Here is a 17,527-nt window from a genome sequence, read left to right as displayed (position 1 = left end):
GCGATTCAGGGCGTTCCGGGGCTTTCGCACCCCACCAGAACTGCATGATCGACGCGCCGAAGCGGCGGGGCGGGGGTGCGCGCAGCAAGCGCGCGGGGCGGGTGGCGGCGGTGGTGGGTGGGTCAGATGGTGCAGTTGATGAGGACCGGTTCGGGGTGGAGGGTCACGCCGAAGCGGCGGTGGACGCCGTCGCGGATCTCCCGGGCCAGCTCGACCAGGGCGGCGGTGCTGGCGGTGCCGCTGCGGTTGGTCAGGGCGAGGGTGTGCTTGCTGGAGATGGCGACGCCCTCCGGCCCCGGGTGGCCCTTGCCGAAGCCGGCCTTGTCGATCAGCCAGGCCGCGCTGACCTTCACCATGTCCCCCGGGCAGGGCCAGGACGGCGGCTCGCCGATGTCGGCGGCGCGCTCGCGCAGCAGCTCGTACGCGGCCATGTCCAGCACCGGGTTGGTGAAGAACGAGCCGACCGAGCGGGTGTCCGGGTCGGCCGGGTCGAGCACCATGCCCTTGCCGGCGCGCAGCCGCAGGACCGTGGCCCGGGCGTCGGCCAGCGGCACCCGGTCCCCCACCTCGACACCGAGCGCCCGGGCCAGTTCCGCGTAGCGCACGGGGCCCGACAGCGGCGAACGGGCGAGCCGGAAGTCGACGGAGAGCACCACCCAGCGGTCGCTGTACTTGAAGATGCTCGACCGGTACGCGAAGCCGCAGTCGGCGGCGGCGATCCGCCCGACGGTCCCCTCGACGCGGTCGTGGACCTCGACGCCGACGATGGTCTCCGCGACCTCCTGCCCGTACGCGCCGACGTTCTGGATGGGGGTGGCGCCGGTCGAGCCGGGGACACCGGAGAGGCACTCCAGGCCGGACCAGCCGTTGGCCACGGTGCTGGCGACCAGCTCGTCCCAGGGCTCGCCGGCCTCGACGCGTACGGTCACGGTGTCGGCGTCCTCGGCGACCACCCGCAGGCCCCGCGAACGCACCAGGACCACGGTGCCGGGGAAGCCGGCGTCGGAGATCACGACGTTGCTGCCGCCGGCGAGCAGCAGGACCGGCTCGTCCCGTCCGGCCGCCTCGCGCACCGCTCGTACGATCGCCTCGGCGTCGTCGCCGGCGACGACCCGGCCGGCCGGGCCGCCCAGGCCCAACGTCGTGTATCGGGCCAGCTCGCACGTCGTGGGGCGTTCGGTTCCGTTTGTCGGCTGGGCGTAGACGTCTGACACGCCTTTCACCCTAGGCTGAGGGGTAGCCGCGGCGCCCACTGGTGGCCCGGTCACCCCCGGGAGGATGGCGATGAGCAGACTGCACGTGACGAAGGACTTCTGGCTGGGAGCGCTTCGGGCGGAGGGCCCGGCGTTCGCCGCAGCCGTCGCGGAGGCCCCGCCGGAGACACCAGTGCTGTCCTGTCCCGGCTGGACCGTCGCCGACCTGACCCTGCACCTGACCGCCATCTACCGCTGGGTGCACTCGTTCGCGGGGACGGGCGCGACCTCCCCGGCGCCGGGGAGGCCCGAGCCGGTCGAGCCGGAGCCGGGCGTCACCCCGCTCCAGCTCTGGCAGCAGGCGTACGACCAGCTGATGACCCTCTTCGACGGCCTGGACCCGGAGGCCCCGGCGTGGAACTGGGCGCCGCAGCCGAAGAAGGCGGGCTTCTGGCCGCGCCGGATGGCGCACGAGACCGCCGTGCACCGCTGGGACGCCCAGCTCGCCATCGCGGCGGGCGAGCCGGTCGAGGCGAAGCTCGCCGCCGACGGGGTGAGCGAGATCCTGGACACCTGGCTGCCGGCCGGTCGGCGCCGTACGGCCGGCCAGTGGCGCGGTGTGGTGCAGCTCTCCGCGCCCGACGCCGGCCAGGAGTGGTTCCTGCGGCTGCGCGGCGAGGGTGTGGCCCTGCTCGACACGGCCACCATCTTCGACCACGACGACCACCACGCCCGGGCGCAGGTCAGCGGCACCGCGAGCGACCTGCTGCTGGCGCTCTGGGGCCGGGTCGGCCTCGACACGCTGGACGTGGCGGGTGACCGCACCCTGCTGGAGGGCCTCCGCGTCGGCTGACGCCCCGCCGCGCTGAACCGGGCCCCGAGGGTTCCGCGCAGCTCAACTCCGCGAGAAGAGAGTGGCCCCCGGCACGGGCGGGCCACTCTCTTCTCGCGTCCGGGCCCCACCATGCTGTCTCGGCCTTCGCGTTCCGGGCCCCTCCCCCGAGGTGTTGGTCGAGTTGGCGGCCAGCCGGCGGAGAGCGCTCTCTTGACACGGCGGGACCCAACCACCACCCTGTCGTGAGAGCGCTCTCTCAGCTCTGTTCCACCACCTGCCTCACCACCTCAGACGACCTGAGAGGGGTCCGACCGATATGGGTGTCTTTCCGCGCCGCCGCCTGGCGGCGGTGGCCCTCGTCGCCGCCACCGCGCTGCTCGCCACCGCCGGCTGTGCCGGCGACGAATCCGCCGGGGACGGCAAGATCACGTTGACGGTGGACGTGTTCAGCCAGTTCGGCTACGAGGAGCTCTACAAGGAATACATGGCCAGCCACCCGAACGTGAAGATCGTCGAGCGTGGCACGGGCACCAACCTCGACGACTACTCGCCGAAGCTGACCCAGTGGCTCGCCGCCGGCAAGGGCGCGGGCGACGTCGTCGCCATCGAAGAGGGGTTGATGGTCGAGTACAAGGCCAACCCCGACAACTTCGTCAACCTGCTCGACCACGGCGGGGCCGAACTCCAGGGCAACTTCCTGGAGTGGAAGTGGGCGGGCGGCAAGACCAAGGACGGCAAGTTGATCGGCCTCGGCACCGACGTCGGCGGCATGGCCATGTGCTACCGCAAGGACCTCTTCGCCAAGGCCGGCCTGCCCACCGACCGCGAGGCCGTGTCGAAGCTCTGGCCGACCTGGCAGGACTACATCAAGGTCGGCGAGCAGTTCAAGGCGAAGAACACCGGGGCGGCGTTCCTCGATGCCGCGACCAACATCTTCAACACGATCGTCCTCCAGACGGCCGGCAACGCGCAGGGCTACCACTACTACGACACCAGCGACAACCTGGTGGTCGACAGCAACCCGGCGGTCCGGCAGGCCTGGGACACCACGATGGACATCGTCGACTCCGGCCTCTCCGGCAAGTACGGCTCCTGGTCCGAGGAGTGGGTGTCGGCCTTCAAGCAGGCCAAGTTCGCCACCATCGCCTGCCCGGCCTGGATGACCGGCGTCATCGAGGGCAACGCGGGCGCCGAGGCCAAGGGCAAGTGGGACATCGCCCGGGTGCCGGGCAACGGCGGCAACTGGGGCGGGTCGTGGCTGGCCGTGCCGACGCAGAGCAAGCACCGCGCCGAGGCGATCGAGCTGGCGAAGTTCCTGACCAGCGCCAAGGGCCAGATCGGGGCGTTCAAGGCCAAGGGCCCGCTGCCCTCCTCGCCGCAGGCGCTGGCCGACCCCGCGATCGTCGACGCCAAGAACGCGTACTTCTCCGACGCTCCCGTGGGGCAGATCTTCGGCGAGGGGGCCAAGACGCTGAAGCCCGTCTACATGGGACCGAAGAACCAGGCCGTACGCACCGAGGTCGAGAACGCCGTCCGGACGGTGGAGCTGGGTCAGCGTAATCCCGAACAGGGCTGGACGGACGCGGTCAACAACGCGAAGAAGGCCGCCGCCAAGTAGCCCGAGTGAGGGAGTGCGGGCGGGCGGGCGCGGGGGCGCCGGTCCCGCCCGCACCCGGAAAGGAGTGGTCCGGGCATGACCGTCCAGCTCGACCCGCACCCGCCGGTCGCACCGGTGCCCCGCGCCGGTCGGCGTCCACCGGCGATGCGGTTCAGCCGCCTCGACACGAAGTACTCGCCCTACCTGTTCATCGCCCCGTTCTTCGTGCTCTTCGGGGTGTTCGGGGCGTACCCGCTGGTCTACACCTTCTGGGTCTCCCTGCACGACTGGGACCTGCTCGGCAGCGACCACCCGTTCGTCGGGCTGGAGAACTACAGCCAACTGCTTGCCGACGCCGACTTCTGGCACGCCGTCGTCAACACCCTCGGCATCTTCGTCATCTCGACGGTCCCGCAGCTGCTTGCCGCGCTCTGGCTGGCCAACCTGCTCAACCGGCAACTGCGGGCCCGGACGACGTTCCGGATGGCGGTCCTGGTCCCGAACATCACCTCGACCGCCGCGGTCGCGATCGTCTTCGGGGTGCTCTTCGGCCGCGAGTTCGGCATGGTGAACTGGCTGCTCGACCTGGTCGGGATCGACGCGATCGCCTGGAAGTCCAACCGGTTCGCGTCCTGGGTGGCCATCTCCACGATGGTCGACTGGCGGTGGACCGGCTACAACGCGCTGATCTTCCTGGCCGCGATGCAGGCCATCCCGCGCGACCTCTACGAGTCGGCCGCCATCGACGGGGCCGGCCGGGCGCGGCAGTTCTGGTCGATCACCGTGCCGCTGCTGAAGCCGACGATCATCTTCACCGTCATCATCTCCACCATCGGCGGGCTCCAACTCTTCACCGAGCCCCGGCTGTTCCACTCCGGGACCAACCCGATCCGGGGCGGAACGCTACGGGAGTCGCAGACCGTGACCATGTACATGTTCGAGAACGCCTTCGCGCCCCACTACAACTTCGGGTACGGCTCGGCGGTGGCGTGGCTGCTCTTCGCGCTGATCGCGATCGTCGCGGCGATCAACGTATTGCTCCTGCGCCGGCTCGGCGGCGCGAAGCCCCCGAAGGAGGACGCGAAGTCGAGGGAGGGAGCGCGATGACCCGCCTCTGGGCCGCCAGCCGGCTCACCTACGCCGCGCTGATCGCCGCCGGGGTCCTGTCGATCTTCCCGATCTACTGGATGTTCGTGGTGGCGAGCCGCTCCAACGACGCGATGGGCCAGCTGCCGCCCCCGGTCACCCCCGGCGGCAACTTCGGCGCGAACGTGTCCCGGCTGCTGAACAACACCGACGCGTACTTCGTCGCCGGCCTGGTCAACTCGGCGATCGTGGCGACCACGGTCACCGTCTCGGTGGTCTTCTTCTCCACGCTGGCCGGGTTCGCCTTCGCCAAGCTGCGGTTCCGGGGACGCAACGCGCTGCTCATGGTGATCATCGCGACGATGATGGTGCCCACCCAGCTCGGCGTCATCCCGCTCTACCTGCTGATGACGAAGCTGAACTGGAACGACCGGCTGCCGGCGGTGATCGTGCCGGCCCTGGTCACCGGGTTCGGGGTGTTCATGATGCGGCAGTACGCGGGCCAGGCGGTCAGCACCGAGCTGATCGAGGCCGCCCGGGTGGACGGCTGCAACACCGCGCGGATCTACTGGAACGTGGTGCTGCCGGCGCTGCGCCCGGCCGCCGCCGTACTGGGGCTGCTCACGTTCATGACCACCTGGAACGACTTCCTCTGGCCGTACGCTGTCCTCAACGATCCGGAGAACCCCACCGTGCAGCTCGCCCTGCGCACCCTGTCCGACGGGTACTACACGGACATGTCCCAGGTGTTCACGGGAACGGCCATCGCCACCCTCCCGCTGTTGCTGGTCTTCGTCCTGTTCGGCCGCCAGATCATCGGCGGCATCATGGAAGGTGCGGTCAAGGCGTGAGCACTCTGCGATTCCCCGACAACTTCGTCTGGGGTGCGGCCACCGCCGCGTACCAGATCGAGGGCGCGGCCACCGACGACGGTCGCGGCCCGTCGATCTGGGACACCTTCAGCCGTACGCCGGGCAAGGTCCACGACGGGCACACCGGCGACGTAGCCTGCGACCATTACCACCGGTACGCCGACGACGTGGCGCTGATGGCGGAGCTGGGGCTGCACGCGTACCGCTTCTCGGTGGCCTGGCCCCGGATCCAGCCGGACGGCACCGGCCCGGTCAACCCGCGCGGCCTGGACTTCTACGACCGGCTGACCGACACGCTGCTGGCCCGGGGCATCGACCCGATCGTCACGCTCTACCACTGGGACCTGCCGCAGGCCCTCCAGGACCGGGGCGGCTGGACCAACCGGGAGACCGCCGAGCACTTCGCCACGTACGCCACGGCGGTGCACACCCGGCTCGGCGACCGGATCTCCACCTGGACCACGCTCAACGAACCGTGGTGCTCGGCCTACCTCGGTTACGGCAACGGGGTGCACGCCCCCGGCGAGCAGGACCCGGGCGCGGCCTTCGCCGCCGTACACCATCTGCTGCTGGGGCACGGCCTGGCGGCCCGCGCGCTGCGCGCGGCCGGCGCGCGGACGGTCGGGATCACGGTCAACCCGGCCGACGTGCGGGCGGCCGACGCGGACAGCGCCGCGGACGCGGCGGCGGTACGCCTGGTCGACGGCCTGCACAACCGGATCTTCCTCGACCCCCTGTTGCGGGCGGCCTACCCCGACGACGTGCTGGAGCACGTGGCCCGCATCATCGAGCCGACGTTCGTCCGCGACGGCGACGAGAAGCTGATCGCCGCCCCGATCGACCTGCTCGGCGTCAACTACTACGCCCCCACCTACGTCGCCGGCCGGCCGGACGGCGCGGGCGGCAGCGCCTACCCGGGCACCGAGGGCGCGGTGGAGTTCCTCCCACCGGCCGGGCCGCTGACCGACATGGGCTGGATGATCGAGCCGGCCGGGCTGACCCGGCTGCTGGAGCGGCTCGCCACCGACTATCCCGGCGTGCCGCTGATGGTCACCGAGAACGGCGCGGCGTTCCCCGACAAGGCCGACGCCGGCGGCGCCGGGCAGGTGATGGACGCGGACCGGATCGCGTACCTCGACGGGCACCTGCGCGCCGTGCATGAGGCGATCTCCCGGGGAGTCGACCTCCGGGGCTATCTCGTATGGTCGTTGCTGGACAACTTCGAGTGGGCCGAGGGCTACCGTCGACGGTTCGGGATCATCCACGTCGACTACCTGACGCAGCGACGCACACCGAAGTCGAGCGCCCGGTGGTACCAGGAGGTGATCTCCCGGAACGGGCTGTGACGAGGCGGTGGTAACGGGGATGACGACGGCGCAGCGGCCGACACTGGAGGCAGTGGCCCGGCGGGCGGGGGTCTCGCGGGCGACCGTCTCGCGGGTGGTGAACGGCTCCACGACGGTCGCCGAGCCGATCCGGGAGGCGGTCCGCCGGGCGGTGGCCGAGCTGGGGTACGTGCCGAACCTGGCCGCCCGCAGCCTGGTCACCCAGCGGACCGACTCGATCGCCCTGGTGCTGCCGGAGGCCGCCACCCGGGTCTTCTCCGACGACCAGGTCTTCCCCGGGATCATCCGGGGCGCGGCGCAGGAGCTGGAGGCGGCCGACAAGCAGCTCGTGCTGATGTTGGCCGGCTCGCCCGCCGGGCACGACCGGGTCGAGCGCTACACGACCGGACGGCACGTCGACGGGGTGCTCTTCGCCTCGCTGCACGGCGAGGACCCGCTGCCCGGCCGGCTCGCCCGGCTGGGCATCCCGGTCGTGTGCAGCGGCCGGCCGCTCGACGGCGCCGACGTGCCCTACGTCGACGTCGACCACGTGGGCGGCGTGGCCACGGCGGTGCGGCACCTGCTGGACGGCGGACGCCGCCGCATCGCCACGATCGCCGGCCCGCAGGACATGGTGGCCGGCATCGAGCGCCTCACCGGCTACCGGAACACGGTCGCCGAGGCCGGGCTGCCGGAGCTGGTGGCGACCGGCGACTTCACCCGCGAGTCGGGGGCGACGGCGATGCGGCAGCTCCTCGCCGAGCACCCCGACCTGGACGCCGTCTTCGCCGCCTCCGACCTGATGGCGCACGCCGCCCTGCGGACGCTGCGCGAGGCGGGGCGGCGGGTGCCGGACGACGTGGCGGTGATCGGCTTCGACGACATCGAGACGGCCGCGTACACCGAGCCGCCGCTGACCACCGTCCGCCAGCCGATCGTGGAACTGGGCCGGCAGATGACCCGGCTGCTGCTGCGGCTGGCCGTCGGCGAGGCGATCGAATCCGTGGTGCTCCCCACCGAGCTGATCGTCCGCGAGTCCGCCTGACCGGCCGGCGGAAATCCGATCGAAGCGCGCGGGGTCCGGCGGTAGCGTCGCGCGCGTGACCGTGAACCTGATCCGCGTACCCGCCCTCTCCGACGTCGCCGAGTACGCGTACGCGGCCACGGTCGAGCCGCCGGCCCGGCTCGTCCACACCGCCGGCGCCTGCCCGCTCGACGCCGAGGGGCGGACCGTCTCGCCCGGCGACCCCGTCGGCCAGGCCCGGCAGGTGATGGCCAACCTGGAGACCGCCCTCGCGGCGGCCGGGGCTCGGCTCACCGACGTCGTCAAGACCACGGTGTACGTGGCGTCGACGCGGCAGGCCGACCTGGTGGCCGTGTGGGAGGTGGTCCGGGACGCGTTCGGCGACCACGACCCGCCCAGCACCCTGCTCGGCGTGACCGTGCTGGGCTACGCCGACCAGCTCGTCGAGGTCGAGGCCGTCGCCGCCGTACGCGCGGAGGCCTGACGTGCGGATCCGCACCGCCCGCCCCGACGACGCGCCGGCCGTCGTGGCGCTGCGCGCGCTCGTGCACCCCTACCTGGTACGCGGCGTCGAGTCGACCCGGCGCATGATCGCCCAGCCCCCGCCCGGCGAGGACTGGGCCGCGTACGTCGTCGAGGTGGACGACACGGTGGTCGGCTGGGCGTCGGCGTACCGCAACGCCCAGACCTCGCAGAAGGACGTCGGGGAGGTCTCCACCCTGCACGTGCACCCGGAGCACCGGGGCCGGGGCGCCGGCACCACGCTGCTGACCGCCGCCCTGGGGCACCTGCGGGACATCGGGGCGCGCCGGGTGCGTACCTGGGCGCTGCCGGAGTCGCTGCCGTTCGCCCGCCGGCACGGCTTCACGCCGAGCCGGGAGCTGCGCTACTCGGCGCTGGACCTGCGGCCGGCCCCGCCGATGCCGGAGCCGCCGTCAGGCGTACGGCTGCTGCCGCTGACCGACGTCGAGCCGCGCCGGGTCCACCTGGCCGAGGTGGCGACGGCGGCCGACGAACCGGGGGACGTTCCCGCCGACGCGATCAGCTACGAGAACTGGTACTCCGAGGTCTGGGACAACCTGGGCCTGGACCGCGCCGCCAGCACCGTGGCCGAGGTCGGCGACGAGATCGTGGCGTTCAGCCTCGTCAAGCGCGACGGCGACCGGATGTGGTCGGACTACACGGGCACGCTGCCGGCGCACCGGGGGCGCGGGCTGGCCCGCCTGGTCAAGACGGCGGCGCTGCACCGGGCCGCAGCCGGCGGGGTACGCGTCGCCTACACCTCGAACGACGAGGCGAACGCGCCGATGCTGGCAATCAACGTACGGCTCGGCTACCGCCCGGTCGGGTCGAGCTGGTCCTGCCTGCGCGACCTGCCCTGACGGCCCGGGTCAGCCCTCCGTGATGGACTGGCCGAGCGAGCGGCGGGCCAGCAGGGCCGCCCCGGCGACGGCGGCCGGCATGACGAGCACCGCGCCGAGCGGGATCAGGAAGCAGACGAAGACCGCCACCCCGAAGCCGAGCGTGGTCGGTCGGTCCGCCTTGAGCATCGACCGGCGCTCCGGCAGCCGCATCCCGCGCCGGTAGAAGGGGGCTCCGACCAGCTCGACCGCGAGCAGCCAGCCGCCGACCGCCGCCCCGATCACCGGTACCACGGTCTGGCCGACCACCGGGATGAACCCGGCGGCGAAGAGCGGGATGCCGAAGAGGATCGACAGGCCCACCAGCCGCACGGAGTCGGCGAGGCTGCGCCGCAGCGACGGCCAGAACGGCACGTCGACGGCGTTCGGCGTGCCGCCGAGGCGTTCCTCGACGCGTTCGGAGATCTTCTCGTAGAACGGGTCGCCGATGACCAGGGTGACGGCGGTGAAGCTGACCACCGCGAGCAGGCCGCCGAGGCCGAGGAAGGCCAGCCCGGCGATCACCCGCACGAGGCTGCGCCCGGTGGCCGACCAGTCGTCGGCGAACGGCGTGACCAGCGCGGCCAGATCGTCGACGAAGTACGCCAGGGTGGCGAACGCCGCCACGAAGAGCGCACCCGAGATCAACGCCGGTATGACGCCGAGCAGCATCAGCCCGGGGCTGCGGACGTAGAGGCCGAGGCCGCGCAGGAGCAGGCCGACTCCGCCGAAGAACCGGCTGGCGGCGCCGGCCACGGGCGCGGCGATGCGGGGTGCGTTCACGACCGCAGAGCCTAGTTGTAACCGGTCGTGGAGGGCGATCGGTGCAGGCGTTCCAGATCGCCAGCGGTGTAGAGCCGGTATCCGGCAGTCGTACGCAGCGACGGTCGCACCAGACCGATGTCATCCCGGTGGTGCAGCGCGCGGACCGCGGCGTGAGGGTCAAGCCGCGGCGGAGGCGGACCGCCGGCTGGGGACCGTCGGGTGGGCACGGCAGGATGGATGCGTGCGGGCGGCCAGGTTGATCTCGTTGGTGCTGCTGCTCCAGGCGCGGGAGACGATGACCGCGGCGGAGCTGGCGCGGGAGTTGGAGGTCTCCGAGCGGACCGTCTACCGCGACGTGCTGGCGCTCTCCGCCGCCGGGGTGCCGGTCTACGCCGACCGGGGCCGGGCCGGCGGCTACCGGCTGGTCGGCGGCTACCGGACCCGGCTGACCGGGCTGACCAGGGACGAGGCGGAGGCGCTCTTCCTGGCCGGGCTGCCCGGGCCGGCCGGTGACATGGGGCTCGCCGACGCGGTGGCCGCCGCCGAGCTGAAGGTCCTGGCCGCGCTGCCGCCCGCGCTGCGCGACGCCCCGGCCCGCACCGGGCAACGGTTCCACCTGGACGTGCCGGGTTGGTTCCGGGAGGTGGGGCCGCCACCGTGGCTGACCGAACTGGCCGGCGCGGTCTGGCGGGACCGGGTGGTCGAGCTGCGCTACCGGCGCGGCGACCGCGAGGTGGCGCGCACCCTGCGGCCGTACGGGCTCGTGCTCAAGAGCGGCGTCTGGTATCTGGTCGGCCGGGTCGGCGACGACGTGCGCACCTACCGGGTGGACCGGGTCACCGGTGTCGAGGTGAGCGACGAGACCTTCGACCGGGACGAGGACTTCGACCTGGCCGGGCACTGGCGGGCGCAGGCCGAGGCGTTCCAGCGGGGCATGCTGCGGGAGCGGGCCACCGTCCGGCTCAGCGCCGCCGGCCTGCGCCAGCTCCGGCACCTGGCGGACGCCCCCTTCGCGTACGACGAGGCGGTCGCCGCCGCCGACGGCCCCGACGCGCAGGGCTGGGTGGTGACCCGGCTGCCCGTCGAGTCCGTCGACGTCGCGTACCACCAGTTACTCGGGCTGGGCCCGGAGGTGGAGGTGCTCGACCCGCCGGAGCTGCGGACGCGGCTGGCGGCGGCGGCCGAGCGGATGGCCCGCCACTACGCCGGTCCGCAAACGCGACCGGGGCCCGGTCGGCAGCCGGGGCCCGGTCCGCTGCCGGGTCAGCGGTAGCCGGTGACGTCGGCCGGTCTGCCCGTCTCCACCACCTCGGTGATGTAGCGGAACCCGTCCGGCCGGCTGCCGTCGACGTCGGTGAACCCGTACACCTGGGCCAGTTCGCCGGCCGAGACGGACGCCTGGTTCCAGCGGGCCCGGTCCTCGTCGGCGGCCAGCGCGGCGACCGCGCGCCCGACGAAGGCCGGGGTCTCCGAGATGAGGAAGTGCGGATCCTTGGCGGCGCCGTCCCGCCAGTTCTCCTCGGTCACCCCGAAGTGCTCCAGCATCGCCTCGGACCGGATCCAGCCCGGCGTCAGCGCCACGGCCGTGCCGCCGTGCGGTCCCAGCTCGTGTCCCCACACGTACGCGAGCCGGTTGACCGAGGTCTTCGCCAGGTCGTAGAAGACCGACAGCCGGTAGTGGGCGTCGTTGTACGCCTTCGTGCCGTCACCGACCTCGACGACCAGCCCGCCGGGGCGGCGGATCAGCAGCGGCAGGGCGAAGTGCGCGGTGACGATGTGCGTGTCGATCGCCAGGCGCAGGCTGCGGAAGCCCGCCTCCAGCGGCTGCTCCCAGACCGGCTTCTCCCAGGTGGTCAGCGGGTCGCCGCCCCAGATGTCGTTGACCAGCACGTCGAGGCGGCCCTGCTCGGCGTCGATGCGGGCGACCAGGTCGCGGACCTGCTCGGGAACGAGATGGTCGACCCTGACGGCGATGCCGCTGCCGCCGGCCGCGGTGACCAGTTCGGCGGTCTCCTCGATGGTCTCCGGGCGGTCCATCTCGGAGCGGCCGGCCCGGCTGCTGCGGCCGGTGGCGTAGACCGTGGCGCCGGCGGCGCCGAGCTGCACCGCGATCTGCCGGCCGGCGCCCCGTGTCGCCCCGGCGACGAGCGCGATCTTCCCTGTCAGCGGTTTCGTCATGCGGCGAGCCTGTCAGCGATACCTGACAGCCGAAGTCAGGTTTCGCGAAGCGGTGTCGTCCGGCATGCTCGCCGGCATGCACCTGCTGCTCTCCGGGATCGTCGGCTCGGTCGCGTACGGGCTGGCCGGGCCGGGCTCCGACGTCGACCGGATCGGCGTCTTCGCCGCGCCCACCGTCGCGTTCCACGGCCTGCGCCCGCCCCGTGAGTCGGTGGTGACCACGGACCCGGACATCACCCTGCACGAGGCGGCGAAGTGGTGCCGCCTGGCGTTGAGTGGCAACCCGACCGCCACCGAGCTGGCCTGGTTGCCGCAGGACTGCTACGAGACCCGTACGGAGTTCGGCGACCGGCTGATCGCCATCCGCTCGGCGTTCCTCAGCGCGCCCCGCGTCCGCGACGCCTACCTGGGCTACGCGGGTCAGCAGTTCCGCAAACTCGAGTCCCGGGGCGACGGCACGTTCTCCGCCGACACCCGGCGGCGCACCGCCAAGCACGCCCGGCACCTGGCCCGGCTGGTGCACCAGGGCCGGATCCTCTACGCCACCGGCGTGCTGGAGATCCGGCTCGCCGACCCCGAGTGGTTCCGCGCGTTCGGCGAACGGGTGGCGGGCGGCGCGCTGGACGAGGCGCGGGCGCTCATCGCCGAGGCGGAACGGGACTTCGACCGCGTCCGCACCCCGCTGCCGGACCGCCCGGACGAGGCGACGGTGGAGCGCTGGCTGCTCGACGTACGCGCCGCCCACCTGCCGCCGGGGCAGGGCGGGTAGCTGCGCCGGCGCAGGGCCGCCGCTAGACCTCGTTGAGGAAGGCGGAGATCCGGCTGCGCAGGTCGGCGCGTTCCGTCCAGAGGACGCCGGGCCGGTCGTACACGTGCAGGGTGGCCCGGGGCAGCGCGGCCGCGAGTTGCTCGGCGACCTCGACCGGGTGCAGGTCGTCGCCCGCGCAGCCGATCACCAGGGTCGGCGCGGTGACCGCGGCCAGCGTGGCGGCGTCGTGCAGCGGCGCCTGCTCGGGCAGGCTCGCCAGCCCCGGGGCGAGGCCGTCGCGCAGGAGCTGGTCGAGGCGCTGGCGCAGGTAGGCCCAGCCGGCCGGGGTGTTGCGTACGGCGGGCGGCAGCTCGGCCTGGACCACGTCGGCCACGGCGGAGGCGTCGCCGCTCTCCACGGCCTCGAACAGCGCGGTCAGCCGGGCCCGCGCGACCTCGCCGCGCGGCCGGTCGAGCGCCGCCGGCAGGAAGACGACCAGCCGCTCGAAGCGTTCCGGGCTCTCGGCGAGCAGCCGGCAGAGCGCGCCCGCGCCGAGGCTGGCGCCGAAGGCCCGGGTGGCACCGCCGAGGTCGGCCACCGCCCGCAGGTCACGGGCCAGGTCCAGATAGCTCCACGGGCCGGGCGGCGCGTCGGAGCGGCCGTGCCCGCGGAACTGGAAGAACAGCTTGCGACCCCGTACCCCGCTGCCGAACGGCCGGGTGGTGGCGATGCCGTTACCCAGCCCGTGGGCGAACACCGTGACCGGGGCACCCGTTCCGGTGACGAGCTGCTCCAGGCGTACGCCGTGGGGCGTGGCGACCAGCTCGGTCTCCGGCTCCGGCAGGGCGGGTCGCCCGGTACGCGGCGCGCCCGGGCCCGGCCCCCAGGTGCGGGGTCCGCCGTCCGGCGGGGGCGGCCAGCGGAAACCCCTCACCAGAACCCTTTGCCGTCACTCAGGTCGCGCAGCCCCACCCGGACGTCCAGCAGGTAGATCAGCCCGGCGGCGATCCCGACGAGCCCGAAGAGACTGATCGGGCCGAAGCCGAGCAGGGTCAGCACCAGGCAGACGGCGAGAATGCCGATCCAGCCACCCTTGGGCAGGGTGCCGATGGCAGCGAAGGCGTCGGAACGCTGGGTGATGGCGTGCACCAGGGCGATGCCCTGCACGATCAACGCGAAGACGAGCAGGATCAGCTCGATCACGTAGCGAACATCGAAGGCGAAGAGCGGCGCGGCGTAGGCCATGTCGGCAAGCTTATGCCGGTGAGCCCGGATACGTCCGACAGGACGCATCCGGGCTCACCGGCGTGACGAACTACTCGGCGGCCGGGCGGGTCCGCTTGGTGGCCCGGGGCAGCTTCGCCGACGGGGTGGCGGCCGGCTTCGCGGCGGCCTTGGTGGCCTTCGTGGCCCGGGTCGTCGCCTTCTTCGCGGCGGCCGGCTTGGCCTCCAGCACCTCGGCCACCTCGGCCGGGGTCGGCGTCTCGGCGATGCCGGCCGGGGCCGACGTCTCGGCGGTGACGGCCGGCGCGGTGGCCGGCTTCGCGACCGCCTCGGCCGGTACGGTCCCGGCCTCGGTCGCCTCGATGTCGGCGTTCACGGTCTCGGCGGCCTCCAGCACGCCCGCGCCGACGACCCGCTCGCCCCGGGCGACGAGCGCGACGTACGCGGCCTGCGCCCGCTCCTGCGCGGCCTGGGCGCCGGCGACCACGACGGCGGCGTTGCGGGTCGCCAACGCCCGGAGCCGGTCCAGGTCGGCGACCTCACGCAGCTTGTCCAGGTCGGCGGCCTCGCGCAGCCGGTTCAGGTCGGCTGCCTCGCGCAGGCGCTTCAGGTCCAGCTCGGTCGGGACGGCCTTCTCGCGCAGGCCAACGGCGGTCAGGTTGGCCGTACGCAGCGTGTCGTTGGCCTTCTGGCGCAGCTCGACGCCGGTGACGACGGCCTTGCCGCCCAGGTCGGCGACGACCTTGGTGCCGAGGTCGGTCACCACGGCGGGGAGCTTGCGTAGCTGCTGGAGGGCGAGTTCCCCGGCACCGGCGGCGGCGTAGAGCGGGGCCGGGATGCGGTTGGTCTTCGGCTGGGTCATCACTTCTCCTCTTCGGCCGCGTCGGCGGCCTTCCGGACCGCACTGCGGGCGGCCTTCTTCTCGGGGGTGTCGGTCGGGGCGGGAGCGGGGCCGGCCTCGGTGACGGCGACCGACTCCAGAACGGCCTCGGTCGGGGTGCCCTCGGGCGTGGTGGGGCCCGTGGCGGCGAGGTTCGCCAGGTCGGGCGCCGCCTCGGCGGGATCCGGCACTCTCGCGCCGGCGGTGTCGCCGGTCGCCGGCCCCTCAGCGGCGGTGTCGCCGGTGGCCGCCGCGGTCGCCTCGGCGAGCCGCGCGTTCTCCCGGCGGAACGTCTCGTAGATCTGGGTGAGCGACTGCTTCTGCGCCATGGTCAGGTCGGGGTCGACGGCGATGGCCGCGAGCACGCCCTGGCCCTCCTTGTCGTCGAGCAGCCCGGCCCGCAGGTACATCGCCGGGGTGGAGACCCGCAGCGCGCTGGCGAGCTGCTGGAGCACCTCGGCGCTCGGCTTGCGCAGGCCGCGCTCGATCTGACTGAGGTACGGGTTGCTGACCCCCGCCTGCTCGGCGAGCTGCCGGAGCGAGATCTTCGCGTTGCGGCGCAGATCGCGAATGAACCCGCCGACGTCGGGAAGGTCCTTACCAGTGGCCATGACCCGACGCTAACGCGCCCTGCTAGCTCCTGCAAGCAAAACGCTAACCAGAGTTAGCGACGTCTCATCCCGCCCCAGCCACGCCCGCGCGGGGACGTCTCACCCCATCCCGGCCACGCCCACGCAGGGACGTCTCGTCCCGCCCCGGCCACGCCCGCCAGGGTTCGGCAGACCGGTCGCCGTCGGTAAACCGGTGGCGACCGGCGGTCCCGATCGCCACGATCACGTTCGTGCTCGTCGACCTGTGGCCCCTGTACGGCCTCACCATCTCCACCGCCCGGCTTGAGCTCCGCCTGCCCCGCGAGGAGGAGCTGGCGGAACTCGCGCACCTCGCGGGCCGGGGCGTGCACCGTCCGGACGAACGCCCGTTCCTGACGCCGTGGACCGACGGTGGCCCGGAGGATCGGGCGCGCGCCGTGTTGCAGGGGCACTGGGGCCGGCTCGGAGAGTGGAGTGATTCCGCGTGGCGGCTCGGGCTCGGCGTCTTCCGGCGTGGTGATCCGCTCGGCGTGGTCACGCTCGGCGCACGCGACTTCCGGGTCGTCCGGCAGGTCACGACGTCGGCGTGGCTCGGGATCGAACACCAGGGCAGGGGCTACGGAACCGAGGCCCGCGCCGGCCTGCTCACGCTGGCCTTCGACCACCTCGGCGCCGAGGCCGCACGCACCGAGGTCTTCCAGGACAACCACTCGTCCCAGGGGGTCTCCCGCAAGCTCGGCTACGAGCACGACGGCATCTCCGTCGACGCCCGCGGTGACGAGGCCGTCGTGTCCGATCGCCTACGGCTCACGCGGGAGAAGTGGAGCCGACAGGAGCGGCCTGCCGTGACGGTCCACGGTGTGGCGGCCTGCCTGCCGATGTTCGGTCTCTGACCGGGATCCCCGCACCTCCCGGCCCGCGCGCCCGGCCCGCCCGCCTCACGCCCGCGCCGGGCACAAGGCGGTTGCGCCCCGGCCTCCCGGTGCGTACCTTGCCGCAGTGACCAAGATCGAGGTGAACGGCGCCCTGCTCGCGTACGACGACACCGGCAGCGGCACGCCCGTCGTCCTGCTGCACGCCGGCATCGCGGACCGGCGGATGTGGCGGGAGCAGATCGGCCCGCTGGCCACGCGGCACCGGGTGATCGCCCTCGACCTGCGCGGCTACGGGGACTCCGAGCTGCCGACGACCCCGTTCGCCCACCACGACGACGTGGCCGGGCTGCTCGACGCGCTCGACCTGCCCCGGGCCGCCCTGGTCGGCTGCTCCTTCGGCGGCGCCGTCGCGATCGACACCGCGCTGGCCCACCCGGAGCGGGTGAGCGCGCTCGCCCTCCTCGGCACCGCCGCCTCGGGCCACGAATGGTCGGAGGAGGCGAACGACCTCTGGGAGAGCCTGGTGGGCGAGGTCGACCCGGAGGACTTCGCCGCCAGCGCCGCCGGTGAGGTGCGCTTCTGGGTGGTCGGCCCGCACCGCGAGCCCGCCGACGTCGACCCGGAGCTGCTCGCCTTCGCCCGCGAGATGGACCAGCGGGCGCTCGCCGCCGAGCTGGCGCTCAGCGCGGTCGACATCGCCGAACTCGACCCGCCCGCGATCGGCCGCCTCGGCGAGCTGCGGATGCCCGTACTGGTCGGTGCCGGCGCCGCCGACGTGCCCGACATCAGCCGGCTCGCCGACCGGATCGCCGCCGAGGCGCCCGACGCCGTCCGCCTGCCCGACGTGCCGGACGCCGGCCACCTGCTGCCGCTGGAGCGCCCCGCCCCGGTCAACGCCGCCCTGCTCGACTTCCTGCCCTGACACCTGCACCGTC

At 73.2% G+C, this 17,527-nt stretch carries 19 protein-coding genes; 12 read left to right on the top strand and 7 right to left on the bottom strand.

Annotated elements, in window-relative coordinates; translation table 11 throughout:
* Positions 1-122: 122 nt before the first annotated feature.
* The gene (locus ACGFIG_RS01625; protein WP_392998144.1) at positions 123-1,214 is read right to left on the bottom strand and encodes a UDP-N-acetylmuramate dehydrogenase; all 1,092 of its coding nucleotides are present in this window, start codon (positions 1,212-1,214) and stop codon (positions 123-125) included.
* A gap of 70 nt (positions 1,215-1,284) precedes the next feature.
* Between ACGFIG_RS01625 and ACGFIG_RS01620 the strand changes: the two genes are divergently transcribed.
* The 8 genes from ACGFIG_RS01620 to ACGFIG_RS01585 all read left to right on the top strand — a co-directional run bounded on the left by ACGFIG_RS01620 (position 1,285) and on the right by ACGFIG_RS01585 (position 9,314).
* The gene (locus ACGFIG_RS01620; protein ID WP_392998142.1) at positions 1,285-2,046 is read left to right on the top strand and encodes a maleylpyruvate isomerase family mycothiol-dependent enzyme; all 762 of its coding nucleotides are present in this window, start codon (positions 1,285-1,287) and stop codon (positions 2,044-2,046) included.
* A gap of 298 nt (positions 2,047-2,344) precedes the next feature.
* The gene (locus ACGFIG_RS01615) at positions 2,345-3,646 is read left to right on the top strand and encodes an ABC transporter substrate-binding protein (protein ID WP_392998140.1); all 1,302 of its coding nucleotides are present in this window, start codon (positions 2,345-2,347) and stop codon (positions 3,644-3,646) included.
* A gap of 75 nt (positions 3,647-3,721) precedes the next feature.
* A complete protein-coding gene (locus ACGFIG_RS01610) occupies positions 3,722-4,732 on the top strand; it encodes a carbohydrate ABC transporter permease (protein ID WP_392998138.1) in 1,011 nt (336 codons plus the stop codon).
* Entirely contained in the window at positions 4,729-5,562 is an 834-nt protein-coding gene (locus ACGFIG_RS01605) for a carbohydrate ABC transporter permease (RefSeq protein WP_392998136.1), read from the top strand. Before ACGFIG_RS01610 ends, ACGFIG_RS01605 begins: the two co-directional genes overlap by 4 nt.
* Complete coding sequence (locus tag ACGFIG_RS01600) at positions 5,559-6,929, top strand: GH1 family beta-glucosidase (protein ID WP_392998134.1); 1,371 nt, start codon at positions 5,559-5,561, stop codon at positions 6,927-6,929. Before ACGFIG_RS01605 ends, ACGFIG_RS01600 begins: the two co-directional genes overlap by 4 nt.
* A 19-nt stretch (positions 6,930-6,948) precedes the next feature.
* The gene (locus ACGFIG_RS01595) at positions 6,949-7,953 is read left to right on the top strand and encodes a LacI family DNA-binding transcriptional regulator (RefSeq protein WP_392998132.1); all 1,005 of its coding nucleotides are present in this window, start codon (positions 6,949-6,951) and stop codon (positions 7,951-7,953) included.
* A gap of 61 nt (positions 7,954-8,014) precedes the next feature.
* Positions 8,015-8,416, top strand: coding sequence for a RidA family protein (locus ACGFIG_RS01590; protein ID WP_392999382.1), 402 nt, complete (start codon positions 8,015-8,017; stop codon positions 8,414-8,416).
* A 1-nt stretch (position 8,417) separates the two neighbouring features.
* Complete coding sequence (locus ACGFIG_RS01585; RefSeq protein ID WP_392998130.1) at positions 8,418-9,314, top strand: GNAT family N-acetyltransferase; 897 nt, start codon at positions 8,418-8,420, stop codon at positions 9,312-9,314.
* 9 nt (positions 9,315-9,323) lie between these two features.
* Here the strand turns inward: ACGFIG_RS01585 and ACGFIG_RS01580 are convergent, their stop codons facing one another.
* Entirely contained in the window at positions 9,324-10,115 is a 792-nt protein-coding gene (locus ACGFIG_RS01580) for an EI24 domain-containing protein (protein ID WP_392998128.1), read from the bottom strand.
* Between the two features lie 223 nt (positions 10,116-10,338).
* Here ACGFIG_RS01580 and ACGFIG_RS01575 point away from each other — a divergent pair, with 223 nt between their 5' ends.
* Positions 10,339-11,370, top strand: a complete 1,032-nt coding sequence (locus tag ACGFIG_RS01575; protein WP_392998126.1) for a helix-turn-helix transcriptional regulator — start codon at positions 10,339-10,341, stop codon at positions 11,368-11,370.
* Here ACGFIG_RS01575 and ACGFIG_RS01570 read toward each other — a convergent pair.
* On the bottom strand, positions 11,361-12,275 hold the full coding sequence (locus tag ACGFIG_RS01570) for an SDR family oxidoreductase (RefSeq protein ID WP_392998125.1): 915 nt from the start codon (positions 12,273-12,275) through the stop codon (positions 11,361-11,363). The genes ACGFIG_RS01575 and ACGFIG_RS01570 overlap by 10 nt on opposite strands.
* 76 nt (positions 12,276-12,351) lie before the next feature.
* Between ACGFIG_RS01570 and ACGFIG_RS01565 the strand changes: the two genes are divergently transcribed.
* A complete protein-coding gene (locus ACGFIG_RS01565; RefSeq protein ID WP_392999380.1) occupies positions 12,352-13,044 on the top strand; it encodes a DNA polymerase beta superfamily protein in 693 nt (230 codons plus the stop codon).
* A gap of 22 nt (positions 13,045-13,066) precedes the next feature.
* Here the strand turns inward: ACGFIG_RS01565 and ACGFIG_RS01560 are convergent, their stop codons facing one another.
* The 4 genes from ACGFIG_RS01560 to ACGFIG_RS01545 all read right to left on the bottom strand — a co-directional run bounded on the left by ACGFIG_RS01560 (position 13,067) and on the right by ACGFIG_RS01545 (position 15,738).
* Complete coding sequence (locus ACGFIG_RS01560) at positions 13,067-13,957, bottom strand: alpha/beta fold hydrolase (protein WP_392998124.1); 891 nt, start codon at positions 13,955-13,957, stop codon at positions 13,067-13,069.
* Positions 13,954-14,268 carry a DUF2516 family protein gene (locus tag ACGFIG_RS01555; RefSeq protein ID WP_392998123.1) on the bottom strand — a complete coding sequence of 105 codons (315 nt, stop codon included), beginning with the start codon at positions 14,266-14,268 and terminating at the stop codon, positions 13,954-13,956. The genes ACGFIG_RS01560 and ACGFIG_RS01555 overlap by 4 nt, the downstream gene beginning before the upstream one ends.
* Before the next feature lie 70 nt (positions 14,269-14,338).
* A complete protein-coding gene (locus ACGFIG_RS01550; protein ID WP_392998122.1) occupies positions 14,339-15,112 on the bottom strand; it encodes a hypothetical protein in 774 nt (257 codons plus the stop codon).
* The gene (locus tag ACGFIG_RS01545; RefSeq protein ID WP_392998121.1) at positions 15,109-15,738 is read right to left on the bottom strand and encodes a helix-turn-helix domain-containing protein; all 630 of its coding nucleotides are present in this window, start codon (positions 15,736-15,738) and stop codon (positions 15,109-15,111) included. Before ACGFIG_RS01545 ends, ACGFIG_RS01550 begins: the two co-directional genes overlap by 4 nt.
* 230 nt (positions 15,739-15,968) lie before the next feature.
* On the opposite strand from ACGFIG_RS01545, the gene ACGFIG_RS01540 reads away from it, so the two are divergent.
* On the top strand, positions 15,969-16,610 hold the full coding sequence (locus ACGFIG_RS01540) for a GNAT family N-acetyltransferase (RefSeq protein WP_392998120.1): 642 nt from the start codon (positions 15,969-15,971) through the stop codon (positions 16,608-16,610).
* Positions 16,611-16,716: 106 nt separating this feature from the next.
* A complete protein-coding gene (locus tag ACGFIG_RS01535; RefSeq protein WP_392998119.1) occupies positions 16,717-17,514 on the top strand; it encodes an alpha/beta fold hydrolase in 798 nt (265 codons plus the stop codon).
* Positions 17,515-17,527 lie beyond the last annotated feature (13 nt).

Origin of the sequence: Micromonospora sp. NPDC049048 (assembly GCF_043197615.1) — a bacterium.
In the GTDB taxonomy this organism is placed as follows: domain Bacteria; phylum Actinomycetota; class Actinomycetes; order Mycobacteriales; family Micromonosporaceae; genus Micromonospora.
The sequence above is the reverse complement of the archived record's forward strand: the minus strand, read 5'-3'. Positions and strand labels throughout refer to the sequence as shown.